The sequence below is a fragment of the Streptomyces sp. NPDC054786 genome (assembly GCF_053611685.1).
Genome location: NZ_JBSHAW010000015.1, coordinates 69,609 through 83,271 on the forward strand (window position 1 = coordinate 69,609; position 13,663 = coordinate 83,271).

10 protein-coding genes are annotated in these 13,663 nt (G+C 70.0%); 2 read left to right on the forward strand and 8 right to left on the reverse strand.

Annotated features, from left to right (window positions below):
• Window positions 1-54 precede the first annotated feature (54 nt).
• On the forward strand, window positions 55-1,494 hold the full coding sequence (locus ACWGI6_RS14880; RefSeq protein WP_453267870.1) for a GNAT family N-acetyltransferase: 1,440 nt from the start codon (window positions 55-57) through the stop codon (window positions 1,492-1,494).
• Here ACWGI6_RS14880 and ACWGI6_RS14885 read toward each other — a convergent pair.
• Window positions 1,466-2,332, reverse strand: a complete 867-nt coding sequence (locus ACWGI6_RS14885) for an SDR family oxidoreductase (protein WP_453267871.1) — start codon at window positions 2,330-2,332, stop codon at window positions 1,466-1,468. The genes ACWGI6_RS14880 and ACWGI6_RS14885 overlap by 29 nt on opposite strands.
• Window positions 2,333-2,546: 214 nt before the next feature.
• Here ACWGI6_RS14885 and ACWGI6_RS14890 point away from each other — a divergent pair, with 214 nt between their 5' ends.
• Window positions 2,547-2,993 carry an Lrp/AsnC family transcriptional regulator gene (locus ACWGI6_RS14890; RefSeq protein WP_453267872.1) on the forward strand — a complete coding sequence of 149 codons (447 nt, stop codon included), beginning with the start codon at window positions 2,547-2,549 and terminating at the stop codon, window positions 2,991-2,993.
• A 31-nt stretch (window positions 2,994-3,024) separates the two neighbouring features.
• On the opposite strand, the gene ACWGI6_RS14895 is transcribed toward ACWGI6_RS14890, so the two are convergent.
• The 7 genes from ACWGI6_RS14895 to ACWGI6_RS14925 form a co-directional block, all read right to left on the reverse strand.
• Window positions 3,025-6,261: an AAA family ATPase gene (locus tag ACWGI6_RS14895; protein WP_453267873.1), complete on the reverse strand. Its 3,237-nt coding sequence runs from the start codon at window positions 6,259-6,261 to the stop codon at window positions 3,025-3,027.
• Entirely contained in the window at window positions 6,258-7,424 is a 1,167-nt protein-coding gene (locus tag ACWGI6_RS14900; protein ID WP_453267874.1) for an exonuclease SbcCD subunit D, read from the reverse strand. The genes ACWGI6_RS14895 and ACWGI6_RS14900 overlap by 4 nt, the downstream gene beginning before the upstream one ends.
• The gene (locus tag ACWGI6_RS14905) at window positions 7,421-8,626 is read right to left on the reverse strand and encodes a tyrosine-type recombinase/integrase (RefSeq protein ID WP_453267875.1); all 1,206 of its coding nucleotides are present in this window, start codon (window positions 8,624-8,626) and stop codon (window positions 7,421-7,423) included. The genes ACWGI6_RS14900 and ACWGI6_RS14905 overlap by 4 nt, the downstream gene beginning before the upstream one ends.
• A 45-nt stretch (window positions 8,627-8,671) precedes the next feature.
• Window positions 8,672-8,854, reverse strand: a complete 183-nt coding sequence (locus ACWGI6_RS14910; RefSeq protein ID WP_453267876.1) for a helix-turn-helix domain-containing protein — start codon at window positions 8,852-8,854, stop codon at window positions 8,672-8,674.
• A gap of 1,198 nt (window positions 8,855-10,052) precedes the next feature.
• Window positions 10,053-10,526: a TrmO family methyltransferase domain-containing protein gene (locus ACWGI6_RS14915; protein WP_453267877.1), complete on the reverse strand. Its 474-nt coding sequence runs from the start codon at window positions 10,524-10,526 to the stop codon at window positions 10,053-10,055.
• Between the two features lie 170 nt (window positions 10,527-10,696).
• Window positions 10,697-11,056: a hypothetical protein gene (locus tag ACWGI6_RS14920; protein WP_453267878.1), complete on the reverse strand. Its 360-nt coding sequence runs from the start codon at window positions 11,054-11,056 to the stop codon at window positions 10,697-10,699.
• Window positions 11,057-11,102: 46 nt separating this feature from the next.
• Window positions 11,103-12,341 carry an IS110 family transposase gene (locus tag ACWGI6_RS14925; RefSeq protein ID WP_453267955.1) on the reverse strand — a complete coding sequence of 413 codons (1,239 nt, stop codon included), beginning with the start codon at window positions 12,339-12,341 and terminating at the stop codon, window positions 11,103-11,105.
• Window positions 12,342-13,663 lie beyond the last annotated feature (1,322 nt).

A 13,663-nucleotide genomic window follows, 5' to 3' on the forward strand; every position in this document is an offset into this window, starting at 1 on the left:
GGCCACTTCGCACGGTGTTGTGGCCGGCCGCCGCCGTCCGTAGGGTCCGCTGACATGACAGTGGATCTCGCGGCGGACCGGCCGCTCCTTCTGCTCCCCGGCGACCCGCTGCGTCCCCGGCGCACCGATCCGCACTTCGCGGCCGAGGCCACCGCGGCGCAGTCGGCCGGCGCGGCGACCGCGGTGCTCGACCACGAGGCACTGACCGCCGGGGACGCCGAAGCCGCGGTGGCACGGGTGCCGCGCGACGCCGGACCGGTCTGGTACCGCGGCTGGATGCTGCCCGCGGGCCGCTATGCCGAGCTGTCCGCTGTGCTCACCACCCGCGGCTGCCGTCTGCTGACCTCCCCCGCCGCATACCGCTCCGCCCATGAGCTGCCGGGCTGGTACGACACCTTCCGCGCGCTCACCCCGCACAGCGTCTGGCTCCCCTGCGCACCCGGCCGGGCCCCGGAACGGGCGGCGCTGGCGGGGCTTGCCGAAGCGTTCGGCGCGCCGGGCCGGCCCCGTCCGCTCGTCGTCAAGGACTGGGTCAAGTCCCGTAAGCACGAATGGGACGAGGCCGCCCATGTCCCGGACGCGCACGACACCGAGCGGCTGGCCGCGGTCGTCGGCCGCTTCGTCGCCCTGCAGGAGGAGTTCTTGACCGGGGGCGTGGTGCTGCGCGCCTTCGAGTCCTTCGATGCGGTGGGTGAGGCGCGGGTGTGGTGGGTCGACGGCGAGCCGGTGCTGACCGGCCCGCACCCCGACACCCCGGAGCTGCGCCCCGTCCCCGACCTCACCCAGGTGGCGCCTGCGGTACGGGCGTTGGGCCTGCGCTTCGTCACCACGGATCTGGCGCTGCGCACCGACGGCGTGTGGCGGGTGGTGGAGGTCGGCGACGGCCAGGTCAGCGGTCTGCCCGCGGGTGTGGACCACCGGCCGCTGTTCGAGGCGCTGGTCACCGCGGGCGCCGGCTACCCGCTGGCGCTCACGGCCGGCCGGGTGGCGCTGCGCGCGCTGCTGCCGGCCACCGCCGCGCGGGTCGCGGACGGCGAGTCCGCGGGGTTCGACTGGATCGACGGCACACCGCCCGAGACCACCTCGGGCGGCGCCGGTATCGCCGTACGCGCCGCCACGGCCGGCAACTACCGGCCCGGCTGGGGCGTCTTCGTCCTGACCGACGCGGCCAACGGGACGGCGCTCGGCAGCATCGGCTTTCACGGCCCGCCGGATTCCGACGGCTTTGTGGAGCTCGGCTACGACCTCTCCCCGTCCGCCCGCGGCGCCGGATGGGCGACCGACGCGACGCGGCTGCTGGCCGGCTGGGCGGCCGCCCGCCCCGACGTACGGACGGTGTGCGCCCTGACGGAGCCGGAGAACGTGTCGTCCCAGCGTGTGCTGGAACGGGCGGGCTTCCGGTTCGTCGGGGAGCGCGAGGGGCTGCGGGCCTACGAGATCGACGGGGCCGCGGCCCCGGTCGGGGTCAGCGCCGGAAGCCGCCCTCGGAGTTGATCACCTCGCCGGTGATCCAGCCCGCCTCGTCGGTCGCGAGCCAGGCGATCAGCCGGGCCGGGTCGTCGGGCGTGCCCCACTGCCCGCCGGGGAAGCGCCCGGCGACCTGTTCGCGCAGCGCACCGACCGCGTAACCGGTGTCCACCGGGCCCGGGTTGACGGTGTTCACGGTCACCCCGAGGTCGGCGAAGGTGGTGGCGAGGCTGCGGGTCGCCGAGGCCAGCGCCCCCTTGGCCAGGCCGTAGGCGATCTCGTCCGGCATGCCGTCGCCCAGGTCCTGTCCGGAGGTCATCAGCACGATCCGGCCGCCCGGCAGCCCTTGTGGGCGCCGGCGCGCATAGGCCTGTGCGAGGAGGATCACCGAGCGGGTGTTGACCGCCCAATGCGCGTCGAGCATCGCCGCGTCGAGGGTGTCGAGGGGACCGTCACTGCCGCTGAGGGCGTGATTGGCGACGAGGATGTCCAGCCTGCCGCCGAGCGCCTCGGCCGCGGTGTCGAGGAGCCAGGCGGGGGCGTCCGGTTGGGCCAGATCCGCGGGGCCCTGGGCCACCACCGCTCCCGGGACGGCGAGTTCACGTACTCCGGCGACAACCGCGTCCGGGCCGCCCGGGTCCGCTCCCCAGGGCTGCCGGGCGTCGTGCGGGACATGGTGGTGCAGATAGACGCCGGCGCCGTATGCGGCCAGCCGCCGGGCGACGGCGTAGCCGATACCGCGGCGTCGGCTCGCCCCGGTGACCAGGGCGGTACGGCCGAGGAGCGGCAGCGGGTCGCGGCGCGGAACATCGGCGTCCGTGGCGCGGCGGGAGCCTTCGGCGGGACGGCTGTCGTCGTAGGTCATGACACAGCAGGGTCATGGGCGCCCGGTAGCGGTGTCATCCGGTTTTCCGGGCGGCGTGCTCCCGCCGGCAGGGACGGTAGCGGGGCTGGTGGCGGCGGGCCGCGGCGTCTGTGGGAGCATGACCGCCAATTTACGGTCCGCCCCCCGGCCCGAGAAGTGATGATCACCGGCGTAACCCTTGATCTGCCGGTGATTCCACTGCTAGACAGCGCGGATGACCGGTTATTCCCCCGACGCCACCGACTGGCGCATCCTCGATGTCCTGCAGCACAACGGCCGCGCGGGCTACGCCGAGCTGGCCCGCGCCGTGAACATGTCCGCCAGCGCGGTCACCGAACGGGTCCGCCGGCTGGAGGAAGCCGGGGTGATCTCGGGCTATGCGGCGGTGATCGACCCGGAGCGCATCGGGCTGCCGGTGCTGGCCTTCGTTCGGCTGCGCTACCCGAACGGCAACTACAAGCCGTTCCACGAGCTGCTGGAGACGACGCCGGAGATTCTGGAGGCGCACCACGTCACGGGCGACGACTGCTTCGTCATCAAGGTCGCCGCCGGGTCGATGAAGCATCTGGAGGAGCTGTCCGGCCGGATCGGCGCACTGGGCGCGGTGACCACCAGCGTCGTCTACTCCTCGCCGCTGGCCCGCCGTCCCGTCAGCCGGTGACCGGCGGCTCGTGACGCCCCGCGCGGCGGACTCAGCCCCGTACGCGGTGCCGGACCGTGGATCCCGAACGGTCCTTGACGACTTCCAGCTGGGCGGGGATCCGTGCCTTGAGATCGGCGACATGGCTGACGATGCCCACGCTGCGGTCGCGTTCGCGCAGTGAGTCCAGGACGTCCAGCACCTCGTCCAGGGTCTGTTCGTCCAGGCTGCCGAACCCCTCGTCGATGAAGAGGGTGTCCAGCCGGGTGCCGCCCGCCTCGTCGGTGACGACGTCGGCGAGGCCGAGCGCCAGCGCGAGCGAGGCGAAGAAGGTCTCGCCGCCGGACAGGCTGGAGGTGTCCCGTTCGCGCCCGGTCCAGGCGTCGATCACATGCAGGCCGAGGCCGGAGCGCCGGGCGCCGCCGGCCCGTTCGTCGGAGTGGACGAGGGTGTAGCGGCCGGCGGACATCCGGTGCAGCCGGGCCGTGGCGGCGGCCGCGACCTGTTCGAGCCGGGCGGCGAGCACATACGACTCCAGGCGCATCCGCCGCTCGTTCTCCGTGGACGTACCGGAGGCGAGTGCGGCGAGGCGGGCGACGCGGTCGTGGGCGGCGCGCAGCGGGGCCAGCGCGCGGGCGTCGTCGTCGGCGTCGGCGGAGAGCCGGTCGAGTTCGGTGCAGCGGTCCCGGGCCGCGGCGTGGGTGGCGGAGGCGGTACGCAGCCGCGCTGCCGCGGTCTGGTGCGCGGTCTGTGCGGCGGCCGGGTCCGCGGGCGGCAGCGCCGCCGCGGCGGCGGTCTCCGGATCAACCAACTCCGCCTCCACAGCGGCGGATTCGGCCTGCCAGTCGTCGAGCCGCTGCTGCAGCACCCGCCATTCGTCGTCCCGCAGCAGGGCCTCCGCCGCGGCCTGCGGGGTGTCGAAGCCGGCGCGGTAGGCGGCGTCGGACAGCCCGGCGTCGGCGTCCTTGAGCCGCTGGGCGCAGGCGCCGGCCGTACGGGCCGCCTCCGCCGCCGCGCCGAGCAGGGCGACCTGCCGCTCCAGCCGCGCGGCCCGGTCGGCCACGCTCGGGCAGTCGCCCCGCGCCCGGGTCAGCTCCTCTTCCAGGGCGGCCCGTTCGCGGTCCAGCGCCTCACGGTGGGAGGTACGGGCAGCGGCCCGGCGCTCGGCCTGCTGTTGCTCGGCCCGGCGCCGTTCGTACTCCCGCTCGGCGCGTCCGAGCGCCTCGCGGGCGGCATGGAGGTCGGCGCCGAGCGCATGGGCGCGGGCGAAGTCGGCGCGCAACTCCTCGACCTGGGCGGCGAGTTCACCGGCCGGGGTGTCCCCCGCCGTGGCGGCCGCGGCGGCCAGCGCCTCCTTGGCCGACTGGCAGTGCGCCTCTGTCTGCTGCCGGGCCTCCTCGGCCCGGCGGTGAGCCTCCAGTGCGGCCTCCTCGGCCGTCCGGTCGACATGTCCCGCTCCGGGCCTGGCCGGTTCGGGGTGCTCGGTCGCACCGCACACCGCGCACGCCTGACCGTCGCGCAGTCCGTCCGCGAGCTCGGCGGCGATCCCGCGCAGCCTGCGGTCCTTGAGATCGAGCCAGTGCTCGCGGGCCGCCGCTGACCGCTCCCTGGCGGCGAGCAGCTCCCCTTGCGCGGACCGCACGTCGGCATCGAGCCGGTCACGGCGACGGGCCGCCTCCCACCGTTCGGCGGCCGGTTCGATCCGGGCGCCGAGCTGTTCGGCCCGGGTGGCGGCCTCCTGCGCCGTTTCGATGCGCTGCTGGTGGGCGTGCTGGGCCTCGCCCCATGCGGCGAGCCACTCGGCGGCGTCCAGCAGCGTCTGCTCGTCGGCGCGCGCCTCACGGTCGAGGCCGGACCGCTCCCGGCTGATGTCAGCGGCACGCCGCTCGGCCCGCCGGGCCGCCCCGAGGGAGCCCAGATCCTCCCTCAACTGCCGTTCCACCGAGGTGAGTTGATCACCCTCGGCATCGGCGAGAGCAGACGGCAGCGGGCTTCTGGCCTGCCGCTCGGCGCGCTGTGCGGCGTCCAGCTCGTGCCAGGCGGCATCGCGCAGGGCGAGCGCGGGCGCGACCTCCGCGGCCGCACGGGCCCGCTCCAGCCTGGCACGGGTGCGCTCCCGCTCCTCGGCACGGGCATCGAGCCGGGCGGCCCGTCGCCGGGCGTCCGCGTACCGCTGCTGGAGCCGGTCGCGCTCACGGGCCTCTTCCCACCGCCGGGCCGCCTGGTGCTCCGCGGCCTCGGCGGCGTGCACCGCACCATGTGCGACCGCCAGCCGTTCCCGTGCGCTCACCCGGGCGACGGCCGCCCTGACCAGCACCGCTTCCGCGAACCCCGGCTCGCCGGGGCCCGGTGCGGCTGGGTCTTCCCCGGCCGCGGTACGGGCCGGTCCGCCCCGTCCGCCGCCCTCCACAGGCCCGGCCTGCCCCGGCACGGTCGCCCTCGCCGTGGCCGTCGCCGACGCCCGGCCCCGCCCGCCGGCCGCCGCGGCACCGCGTCCGCGCGCCGGTGCGCCCGGTGCGGCCCGGTCCGGCGCCGGAACCGACGGATCGGCGAGATCGGCGCTCTCACCGGCCGCCTGCGCCATCCGGTGCGCCAGCGCCAGCAGCCGTTCGTCGCCTGCCATGACCGTGTCAGCGGCGGCCTTGCGGCGGGCATTCAACTGCTCTTCGAGGGCCGCGAACCGCCGAGTGTCGAAGAGCCGCCCCAGCAGCCGGGAGCGGGCCTCCGCGTCGGCCCGCAGAAAGCGCGCGAAGTCGCCCTGCGGCAGCAGCACCACCTGGCAGAACTGCTCCTTGCTCATCCCGAGCAGCTGGCCGATCTCCTCGCCGATCTCCTGGTGCGAGCGGCTCAAGGCCTTCCAGTGACCACCCGAACCGTCCGCCGGCCCGTCGCCGTCCGCCGCTCCCCCGGCGTCCGCCCCCGCCGGCACGAATTCCCGCAGCCTGCTCTGCGCCTTCTCCTTCGTCGTGCCGCTGCCCCGCTTCTTGGGCCGTGGCTGCTCGGGCAGCCGAGTGATCTCCAACCGCCGTTCCGCCACGGTCAGTTCGAGGACGACCTCGGTGAGGGTCAGCGGGTCGGCCAGATCGCTGCGCAGGGCCTGGCCGCTCTGCCGCGCCCCGGGCACCGACCCGTACAGCGCAAAGCACACCGCATCCAGGACCGAGGTCTTGCCCGCGCCGGTCGGGCCGTGCAGCAGGAACAGACCGTCCCGCGACAGCAGGTCGAAGTCGATGGTCTGGGTGCCGCCGAAGGGTCCGAAGGCGGTGACGGAGAGCCGGTGCAGCCTCAACGCGCCACCTCGGCCGCCATGTCGTCGACGCGCACCTCGTCGATCGCCGAACGCAGTTCGGTCCGCTCCTGCTCATCGGCCACCCGGCCGGACCGTACGTGCTCCACGAAGTCCTCGGCGATCTCCTGGTCGCTGCGCCCACGCAACCGCTGCGCGTACGACGCCAGCGAGCGGGTGGGCCCGTCGTCGGGATCGAAGACGAGGCTGACGATGTGCGGGAAGCGCCGGGCGAGCCGGGCCATGGGCTCGTGCGGACGGACGGTGTCGGTGAGCGTCGCCTCGACCCAGGACTCCTCGTGCCGGACCTGCTCCGGGTCCTCCAGCAACTCCTCCAACGGTCCCCGGACACGGGCCAGCGGCCGCGGCACCGGGCAGTCCACCCGCTCCGCGTGCACGGCGCCGTCCGCGTCGAGATCGACGACCCAGGACGACTTGCGGTGACCGGCCTCGGAGAAGGAGTAGGCGAGCGGCGATCCGGAGTAGCGGACCCGCTCGGTGAGGGTCTGACAGCCGTGCAGGTGCCCGAGGGCGACGTAGTCCACCCCGTCGAACACGGCCGCGGGAACGGAGGCGACCCCGCCGACGGTGATATCGCGCTCGCTGTCACTGACCGCACCGCCGGTGACAAAGGCATGCGCAAGCACCACGGAGCGGGTTCCCGCGGGCCGGCCGGCGAGGTCGGCCCGCACCCGGTCCATCGCCGCGCCCAGCACCTCCGCGTGGTCGGCCCGCCGGGCACCGAGGGCGTCGCGCACCATGGCGGGTTCGAGATACGGCAGTCCGTAGAGCGCCACCGGGCCGTGGGCGTCGGAGAGCAGCACGGGGGTGCCACAGCCGGCCGGGTCGGTCCGCAGATGGATTCCGGCCTGCTCCATCAGCCCGGAGCCGACACCCAGCCGGCGGGCGGAGTCATGGTTGCCGGAGATCATCACGGTCGGGACCCCGAGGGCGGCGAGCCGGTGCAGGGCATCGTCGAAGAGCTCGACGGCGGCCAGCGGCGGCACCGCACGGTCGTAGACATCGCCGGCCACCAGCACCACATCGATGTCCCGGTCGCGCACCGTCTCCACGAGATGATCCAGGAACGCGCGCTGGGCGGAGAGCAGGCTCACCCGGTGGAAGGACCGTCCCAAATGCCAGTCGGAGGTGTGCAGAATTCTCACGAAACAGCTCCGACCTGCATGTTCGTCCCCTCCATAGGCTTCGGGTCAGCACGGTCGGCCTTGGCTGCGGCAAGCCCCCCGTCCCTCACGGACCTCATTCTCGCACCCGCGTCTGGAGTCAAGTGACCGTAGATGTCAGCAGTGATCTGAATGCTGGCGTGCCCCAGCCAGCGAGAGACCTCAAGCAATGACAATCCGCCGGCGATGGCGCTGCTGGCGAAGAAGTGTCGCAGTGTATGCGCTGTCCATGGCTCATCTGCGAATCCAGCTTTGATAACCGCACGCCTGAACTCGGTCCGGTAATTCGAATCCAGAACATGGCCGCCGTGATGAGCATGGAGTAGATATCTATCCTCGCCCACTCCGTGGTCGTGCAGGTGAAGCCGCAGAGCGCGCTCCACGAATGACGGAATCGGAACGTCTCGCCACTCACCTTCCTCCCGAGCCTTGAGGGGAGAGAGTTCCGCTTTCCACACGCCGTCACGCTTCACTCGCACGAACTGACGCCGTAGCCGCATCGTGCCATCCGCTAGGTCCGTGTCGCGCAGAGCCAGCACTTCCCCGATCCGCAGACCGCAACCCGCCATGAGCCACACAGAGACGGCCCAGTCGTCCCTCATGGCACTGGCTAGCTCGCCGACCGCCTCACCATTGGGAAGTGACTTCTCGTCCACCCGCTTTGTCTTCACCCTGGGCAGGGAAGCCAGAGCAACCGGGGACTCAGAAATACGCTTCTCCGCAACCGCTGACCTAAAGAGCGAACGCAAGGGCACCATATTCGACTGATAGACCGTGCGGCGGGATAGACCAGATTCACACATCGCGTGACACATTTTCTCGATGTCTGACGATATGACATTAAATAGCATCTTCGAACCCAGCCTAGGGATCAAATGATTCTCGAAGAAGTTTCTATAATTCCTCCGCGTCGTCTCTTTAATCGCGCGCCGTGACAGCCACTCGCGGGAATAATCCCTCACCAAGATCTTTCCTGCATTGGGATCCAGATAGCTTCCCTCCCTCTTATCGTTTTCGGCCTTGATGCCATAGTCCCGTGCCTCCCTCTTGGTAGGAAAAGTCTTCTCACGCTGACTCCCAGATCTCCCGCCCGGCTCCCGGTAGCGGACGGTCCAGGGGTGACCACACCTTGACCGCCCACAAGGGTCACCCTTGATCCTGCATTTTTGGAAAATGGTTGCCATTACACTCCTTGCAGTTTTCCTTGCCGAGGCATGGCTGATCAGCCGTTACCCGTAGTTTTCCTCGAGGTAGGCGACGATGTCGCGCTCACGGAATCGCAGAAGGCGGCCTACCTTCTGAGCCTTGAGCCCCCATGACCGGTACTTGTTTTTGACGGTGATCTCGCTGACCTTGAGCCAGGACGCCACCTCTTCCGGGGTCAGCAGCCGATTACTCCCCCCGGCGGTCAAGGCGCCACCCGCGCATCCACCTCTACAGAATCAATCAGCCAAACTGAATTTAGTTCCACCCAGGCGACTCCTAGCGGAATACCGGATTCAACTCCGCGCACGTGCACATGCTTCAGTGGGCGGAGCAACCGCCCCTCTGAGGCTCTTTCGACAAATTCACCAAAGGGCACTCCTGGGCGAACTAGGGCAGGGGAAATTGCGGATCGGCACATGAGCTGGGGTTCCTTGCGGAGAGCGCGCGGGGCGACAGAGCGGAATCAACAACGCAGAGTTCCCCGCCGGTTCGGCGAGACATCGCCGCCTTTCAGCAAACACGCGCTTCTTTCAGGGCAGCAGTCGCCGAGAGCCGCGCATTACCTCCCTGCGTCTTTGCGGCACCGTCACCTGCATCCGCCACAGCTCCACCGCCAAGTGCAGGCGAATGCGAACACCCTCAATGGTCGTCACGTTCGCCGGTTTGGCTAACCGGCGAACGTGGTCTATGTTGCGGGCCTGCACCGGGACATTCACTGGCCGCTGCTCGCGGACGGAGTTCAGGGGGCTAGCCGGTAGGGCTGGTGAGCGGAAGTCGCGCCGTCCGAACACCAGCGGCCCGTGGTCGGTGAGTGGGTCGAGGTCACAACGCGTTCGGAAGCTCCAACGGCTCGGGCCACGTGTCGCGTTGCGGCTCCGGGGCGGACCGTGAAGTGCGCGTGGACCTCTCGAGCACGGGCAGCAGCACTGCACCGGGTCCTCGCCGAACAGTCCGGCCGCTCAGATACAGAGACACAGTGCCGTGGAGGGCGCAGTAGCCCTTTCGCTCGTGCGTGGTTCAGGGTCGCGGGCGCCAAGGGTTGGGGGCAGTCAGGCGCCAGGAACGAAGTGCGGGATAGTTGAACTCCTCATGTCGGGGCTCGGATAGGCGATGAACTGCGAAAGGGGTCGCATGCGAGCATGCCCAGCTGTCTGTCGGTCTTTGTTCGACGTGTGCGGGCTTAAGCTCTACCCCTTCGCTGACCTGGTGTTTCGGGGACGTTGTACATTGACATGGTCCGGGGGAGGGTTCCAGTCTCTTGGCCCTCTTTCTCGTCTGCTGTGGGCGGATTGCCCCTAGTCATCCAACGATCCCTTCGCCAAGATCCCGATGTACGGCCACAAGGCGCAACAGACAGAGGTGGAAGATCCGCTGTGAGGCAGCCAGTTCTGCCACGCGGCCGGCTCAGCCCTTGGCTGCCCAGTAGTCCGCCAGCATCTCGCTGGGCCAGACGGGCTCGCGGACCGTGCCTCGTGGCCCCATCTCGGTGAAGAACGGCGACACGTCATAGATCTTCGTGCCGACCACGGCGTCCAGGTCGGTAACCCGGAGTCGGAGGCCGTCGACTTCCAGCAGGCGCGGGAAACTCTGCGCCAGTTGGTTGGGGCGCCGGTGGTTGCGGTGAGCGAACGTCCCGGTGGCCGGCCACTGCGTGTTTCCCCGCGGACTGCGGGCGTAGTACTCGACATCATCGGGTGACGCCTGATCGAAGTGCCACACGACCACCAGGTGGGAAAACTCCTCAAGGCCCTGTACGGAGTCGGTGGGGAACTCGTCCTCGTCGAGCTGGATCACTGATTCGACGCCGCCCCAGTAGTCATCGGCGACCTCGGTGCTGCCCGCGACAACTTCCCCGATCGGCTTGATCTCCAAAGCCATGGCCCCAGCCCTTCGACTCGATCGCAGCGACATGTGTGATCAATCTACTTGGGCCAGGTACGAGGCCGCGCGGGCATCGAGCACGCCCACGGCAGGAATGCCGCGCTTACGGTAGGGCGACAGCAGGTGCCGCATGTCGACGACCCTCTGCCGGGCCCGGCCGGAGTAGATCAGATCCCATCCTCCATCGCATCCAAGACGCTGGTCCACGTCGCGCACGCCTCCTCGACACCGCCCTGGGCGATCTGCGTCGCGCCCATGTACCCGAGAGTGACCGCGTGCGTACGCCGGAACGCAGCCCCGCGCGTGCGCACGGAGCGCCGGAACTCCATGACCGCCCGCTGATGATCGCCAAGGTCCCGCAGGGTGCATGCGGTCTCGTGCGCCAAGGACGCCTCGCCGAAGAAGAACGTCCGGTCCGGCTCCATGATTCCGTCGTGTGCTTTCGACAGATCGTCCTCAGCGCGCAGGAGGGCCTGTGCAGCCTCATGGTTGCGGCCGTTCGCCGCGAGGGTTCGCGCGTGCACCACGCCGAGGAGCGCTCGCTCGCGGGGGGGGGTGCCCCTATGGGTTTCGTCAACCTGTGGGGGCGGGTTGGGGGTCGTAGAGGGTGCCGTCGCGGAGCATGGCGAAGAGCACGTCGGCTCGTCGTCTGGCGAGGCAGAGGAGGGCTTGGGTGTGGTGTTTTCCCTGGGCGATCTTCTTGTCGTAGTAGGCCCTGGATGCCGGGTCGGCCAGGGCGGCGAACGCGGAGAGGAAGAAGGCTCGTTTGAGCTGCTTGTTTCCTCGCCGGGAGGGCTGTTCGCCTCGGATCGACGAGCCCGAGCTTCTGGTTGCCGGTGCGAGTCCGGCGTAGGCGGCGAGGTGGGCGGCGGACGGGAAGCCGGATCCGTCGCCGACGTCGATGAGGATTCTGGCTCCGGTCCTGACGCCGATTCCCGGCATGGACGTCAGGACCTTGGAAAGAGGGTGGGCCTCCAGCAGTTTCTCGATCCTGGTGGCGAGGAGTTTGCGCTGGTCAAGCACCGCCTGGAGCGAACTGGCGAGGCTGGGGACGATCAGTGCGGCCGCGTCCGTGCCGGGCACGACCACGGTCTGCTCGTCCAGCGCGGTGAAGATGTCCTCGACCAGCCGCTCGGCTATCCGCGGTGCCTTGGGCCGCATGAGGCCAACCAGCCGCCGCCGTCCGGCCTTGCGGATCTGGGCCGGGGAACCGAACTGATCGAGCAGCTTGAGCACGGCTGGGTGCTGTACTCGCGGGCCCAGTACCCGTTCCAGCGACGGATGGATCTGTGTCAGCAGCCCGCGCAGCCTGTTGCTGATGCGGGTGGCTTCGCCGGCCAGGTCGTCGTCGAAGCCCGCGATCATCTCCAGCTCGGCGACGGTCTCGTCGGCGAGCTCGATGGACCGCAGCGTGTGCGGCATCGAGCGGGCAGCGTCGGCGATGATGAACGCGTCGCGGGCGTCGGTCTTGGCCTCGCCTGGGTAGAGGTCGGCGATCCGCCGCATCGTCAGGCCCGGCAGATAGGCGACCTCGCAGTTCATGTTCCGGGCCACGGCCAGCGGCAGGGCGCCGATCGAGGCGGGCTGGTCGACGACCACGAGCACGGTGCCGTGCTTGGCCTGAAGCTTGGCGAAGACCTCGCGGAGCTTGGGTTCGCTGTTGGGCAGCCGTTTGTCGCAGGCCTTCTTCCCGGCCGGGGTGACGGCGGTGGCGTGGTGTTCGCCCTTGCCGACGTCCAGGCCGAGGAAGGCACCGATCTCGCTGACGTCGATCACGTGCGTCCTCTGGTCGTTCCCGCCCGGCCGTCCCATGGCACCGATCGCCACATCCACATTACGAAGAGCCTCCCGACCTGCGAAGAGGCCGGTGGTCATGCCCCTAATCAGCGGTCTGTCAGTGCCTCCGGAGCCGGTGACACCACCCCCCAGGCGATGCGTTCGACAGGGGGAGAAAGTCATGCCAACTCCGGAGGCCGGGCGCCCCATTGCGGGGCCACCAAGAAGGTAATGGGGGGGTGGCGGCCGCGTACCGCTCGCCGTGCACTGAAGCCTGCGCGATCTGGAGGGCTTCGCGTCGAAAGCCCATGTCTAGTGCCTGGTGTGCCATGGCTCGCAGGATGTGCCCGCACAGGGGGGCGTTGCCGGATCGGGCCGCCAGCTTCACCGCGGTGTTGAAGCGCTGGAGCGCGACCGTGTGCTCGCTGTTGTCGAAGGCCATCCAGCCGGACACGTACGCAAGCTCGGCGGAGGCCGAGAACATGGCGCGCCGCGTCTGGTCGTTGGCGAAGCGGCCCCGGAGGAAGTCGAGCGCCTCGGTCTGTGGCCGCCGCCGCGCCGCTGATCCATGCGCGAGAACGCCTGGGTCAGCTCCCGTACGGTCTCGACATCTCCGCGGCCGACGCGTTTACCCGCAGGGTGATCCTCGGCCGGCGGTTGGGCCATGGCGTCCCACCACGTTTCGTCTGGCAGGATCAGGGCCGCCGCGGAGTACACCCCACCCGCCAACAGCCGACGCCGGTCCGTGTCCACGCCACTCCCAAAGTCGTTCAGCGCTATCAACGGATCGACGCGCCAGTCCAGCGCCTCCTGCGCTGGCGAGGTGGAAGCTGCGAACCCGATCTCTTGTGGCGTGATCTCACGCTTCAATCGACGGGACAGCGCCTGGCACAAGATAGCGGGCGCGATCCCCGACGGTTGGACGCCTCCCACCCACATGCTCACGTGGGAGCGTCCGATCCTGGAGTTCTCCCGCACCTCGCCGTTCAGCGTCTCGGCGGCCGCGGCGGCGGCCTGTGCCCGTGACCAGTCAGCTTGCAGGAGGAGTGCGACCAGCCGCTCATTTCTCTCGCGCGCCATCCTGCGCCCCCACCACTGAAAGCGATCTTTGACCACATTGACCAACTCGCCCAGTGGATATCTCGGGCGGATATCGATCCAACGTACTGCTCAATTGGCCTTTGATGTTGGTGAGGTGGCGAGAAATCACCCGGTCCGAGGCAATCCGGCCGACAGTTCCCCCTCCGCCTCCTTGCGTACCAATGCCGGTTCGGTGCTTCAAATTTCGGATCCTGACACCGGGCAGGGCGCCCAGTACGAACTCGCTTGTGGTGCCACCTCAGGAATGGGGCGCACAT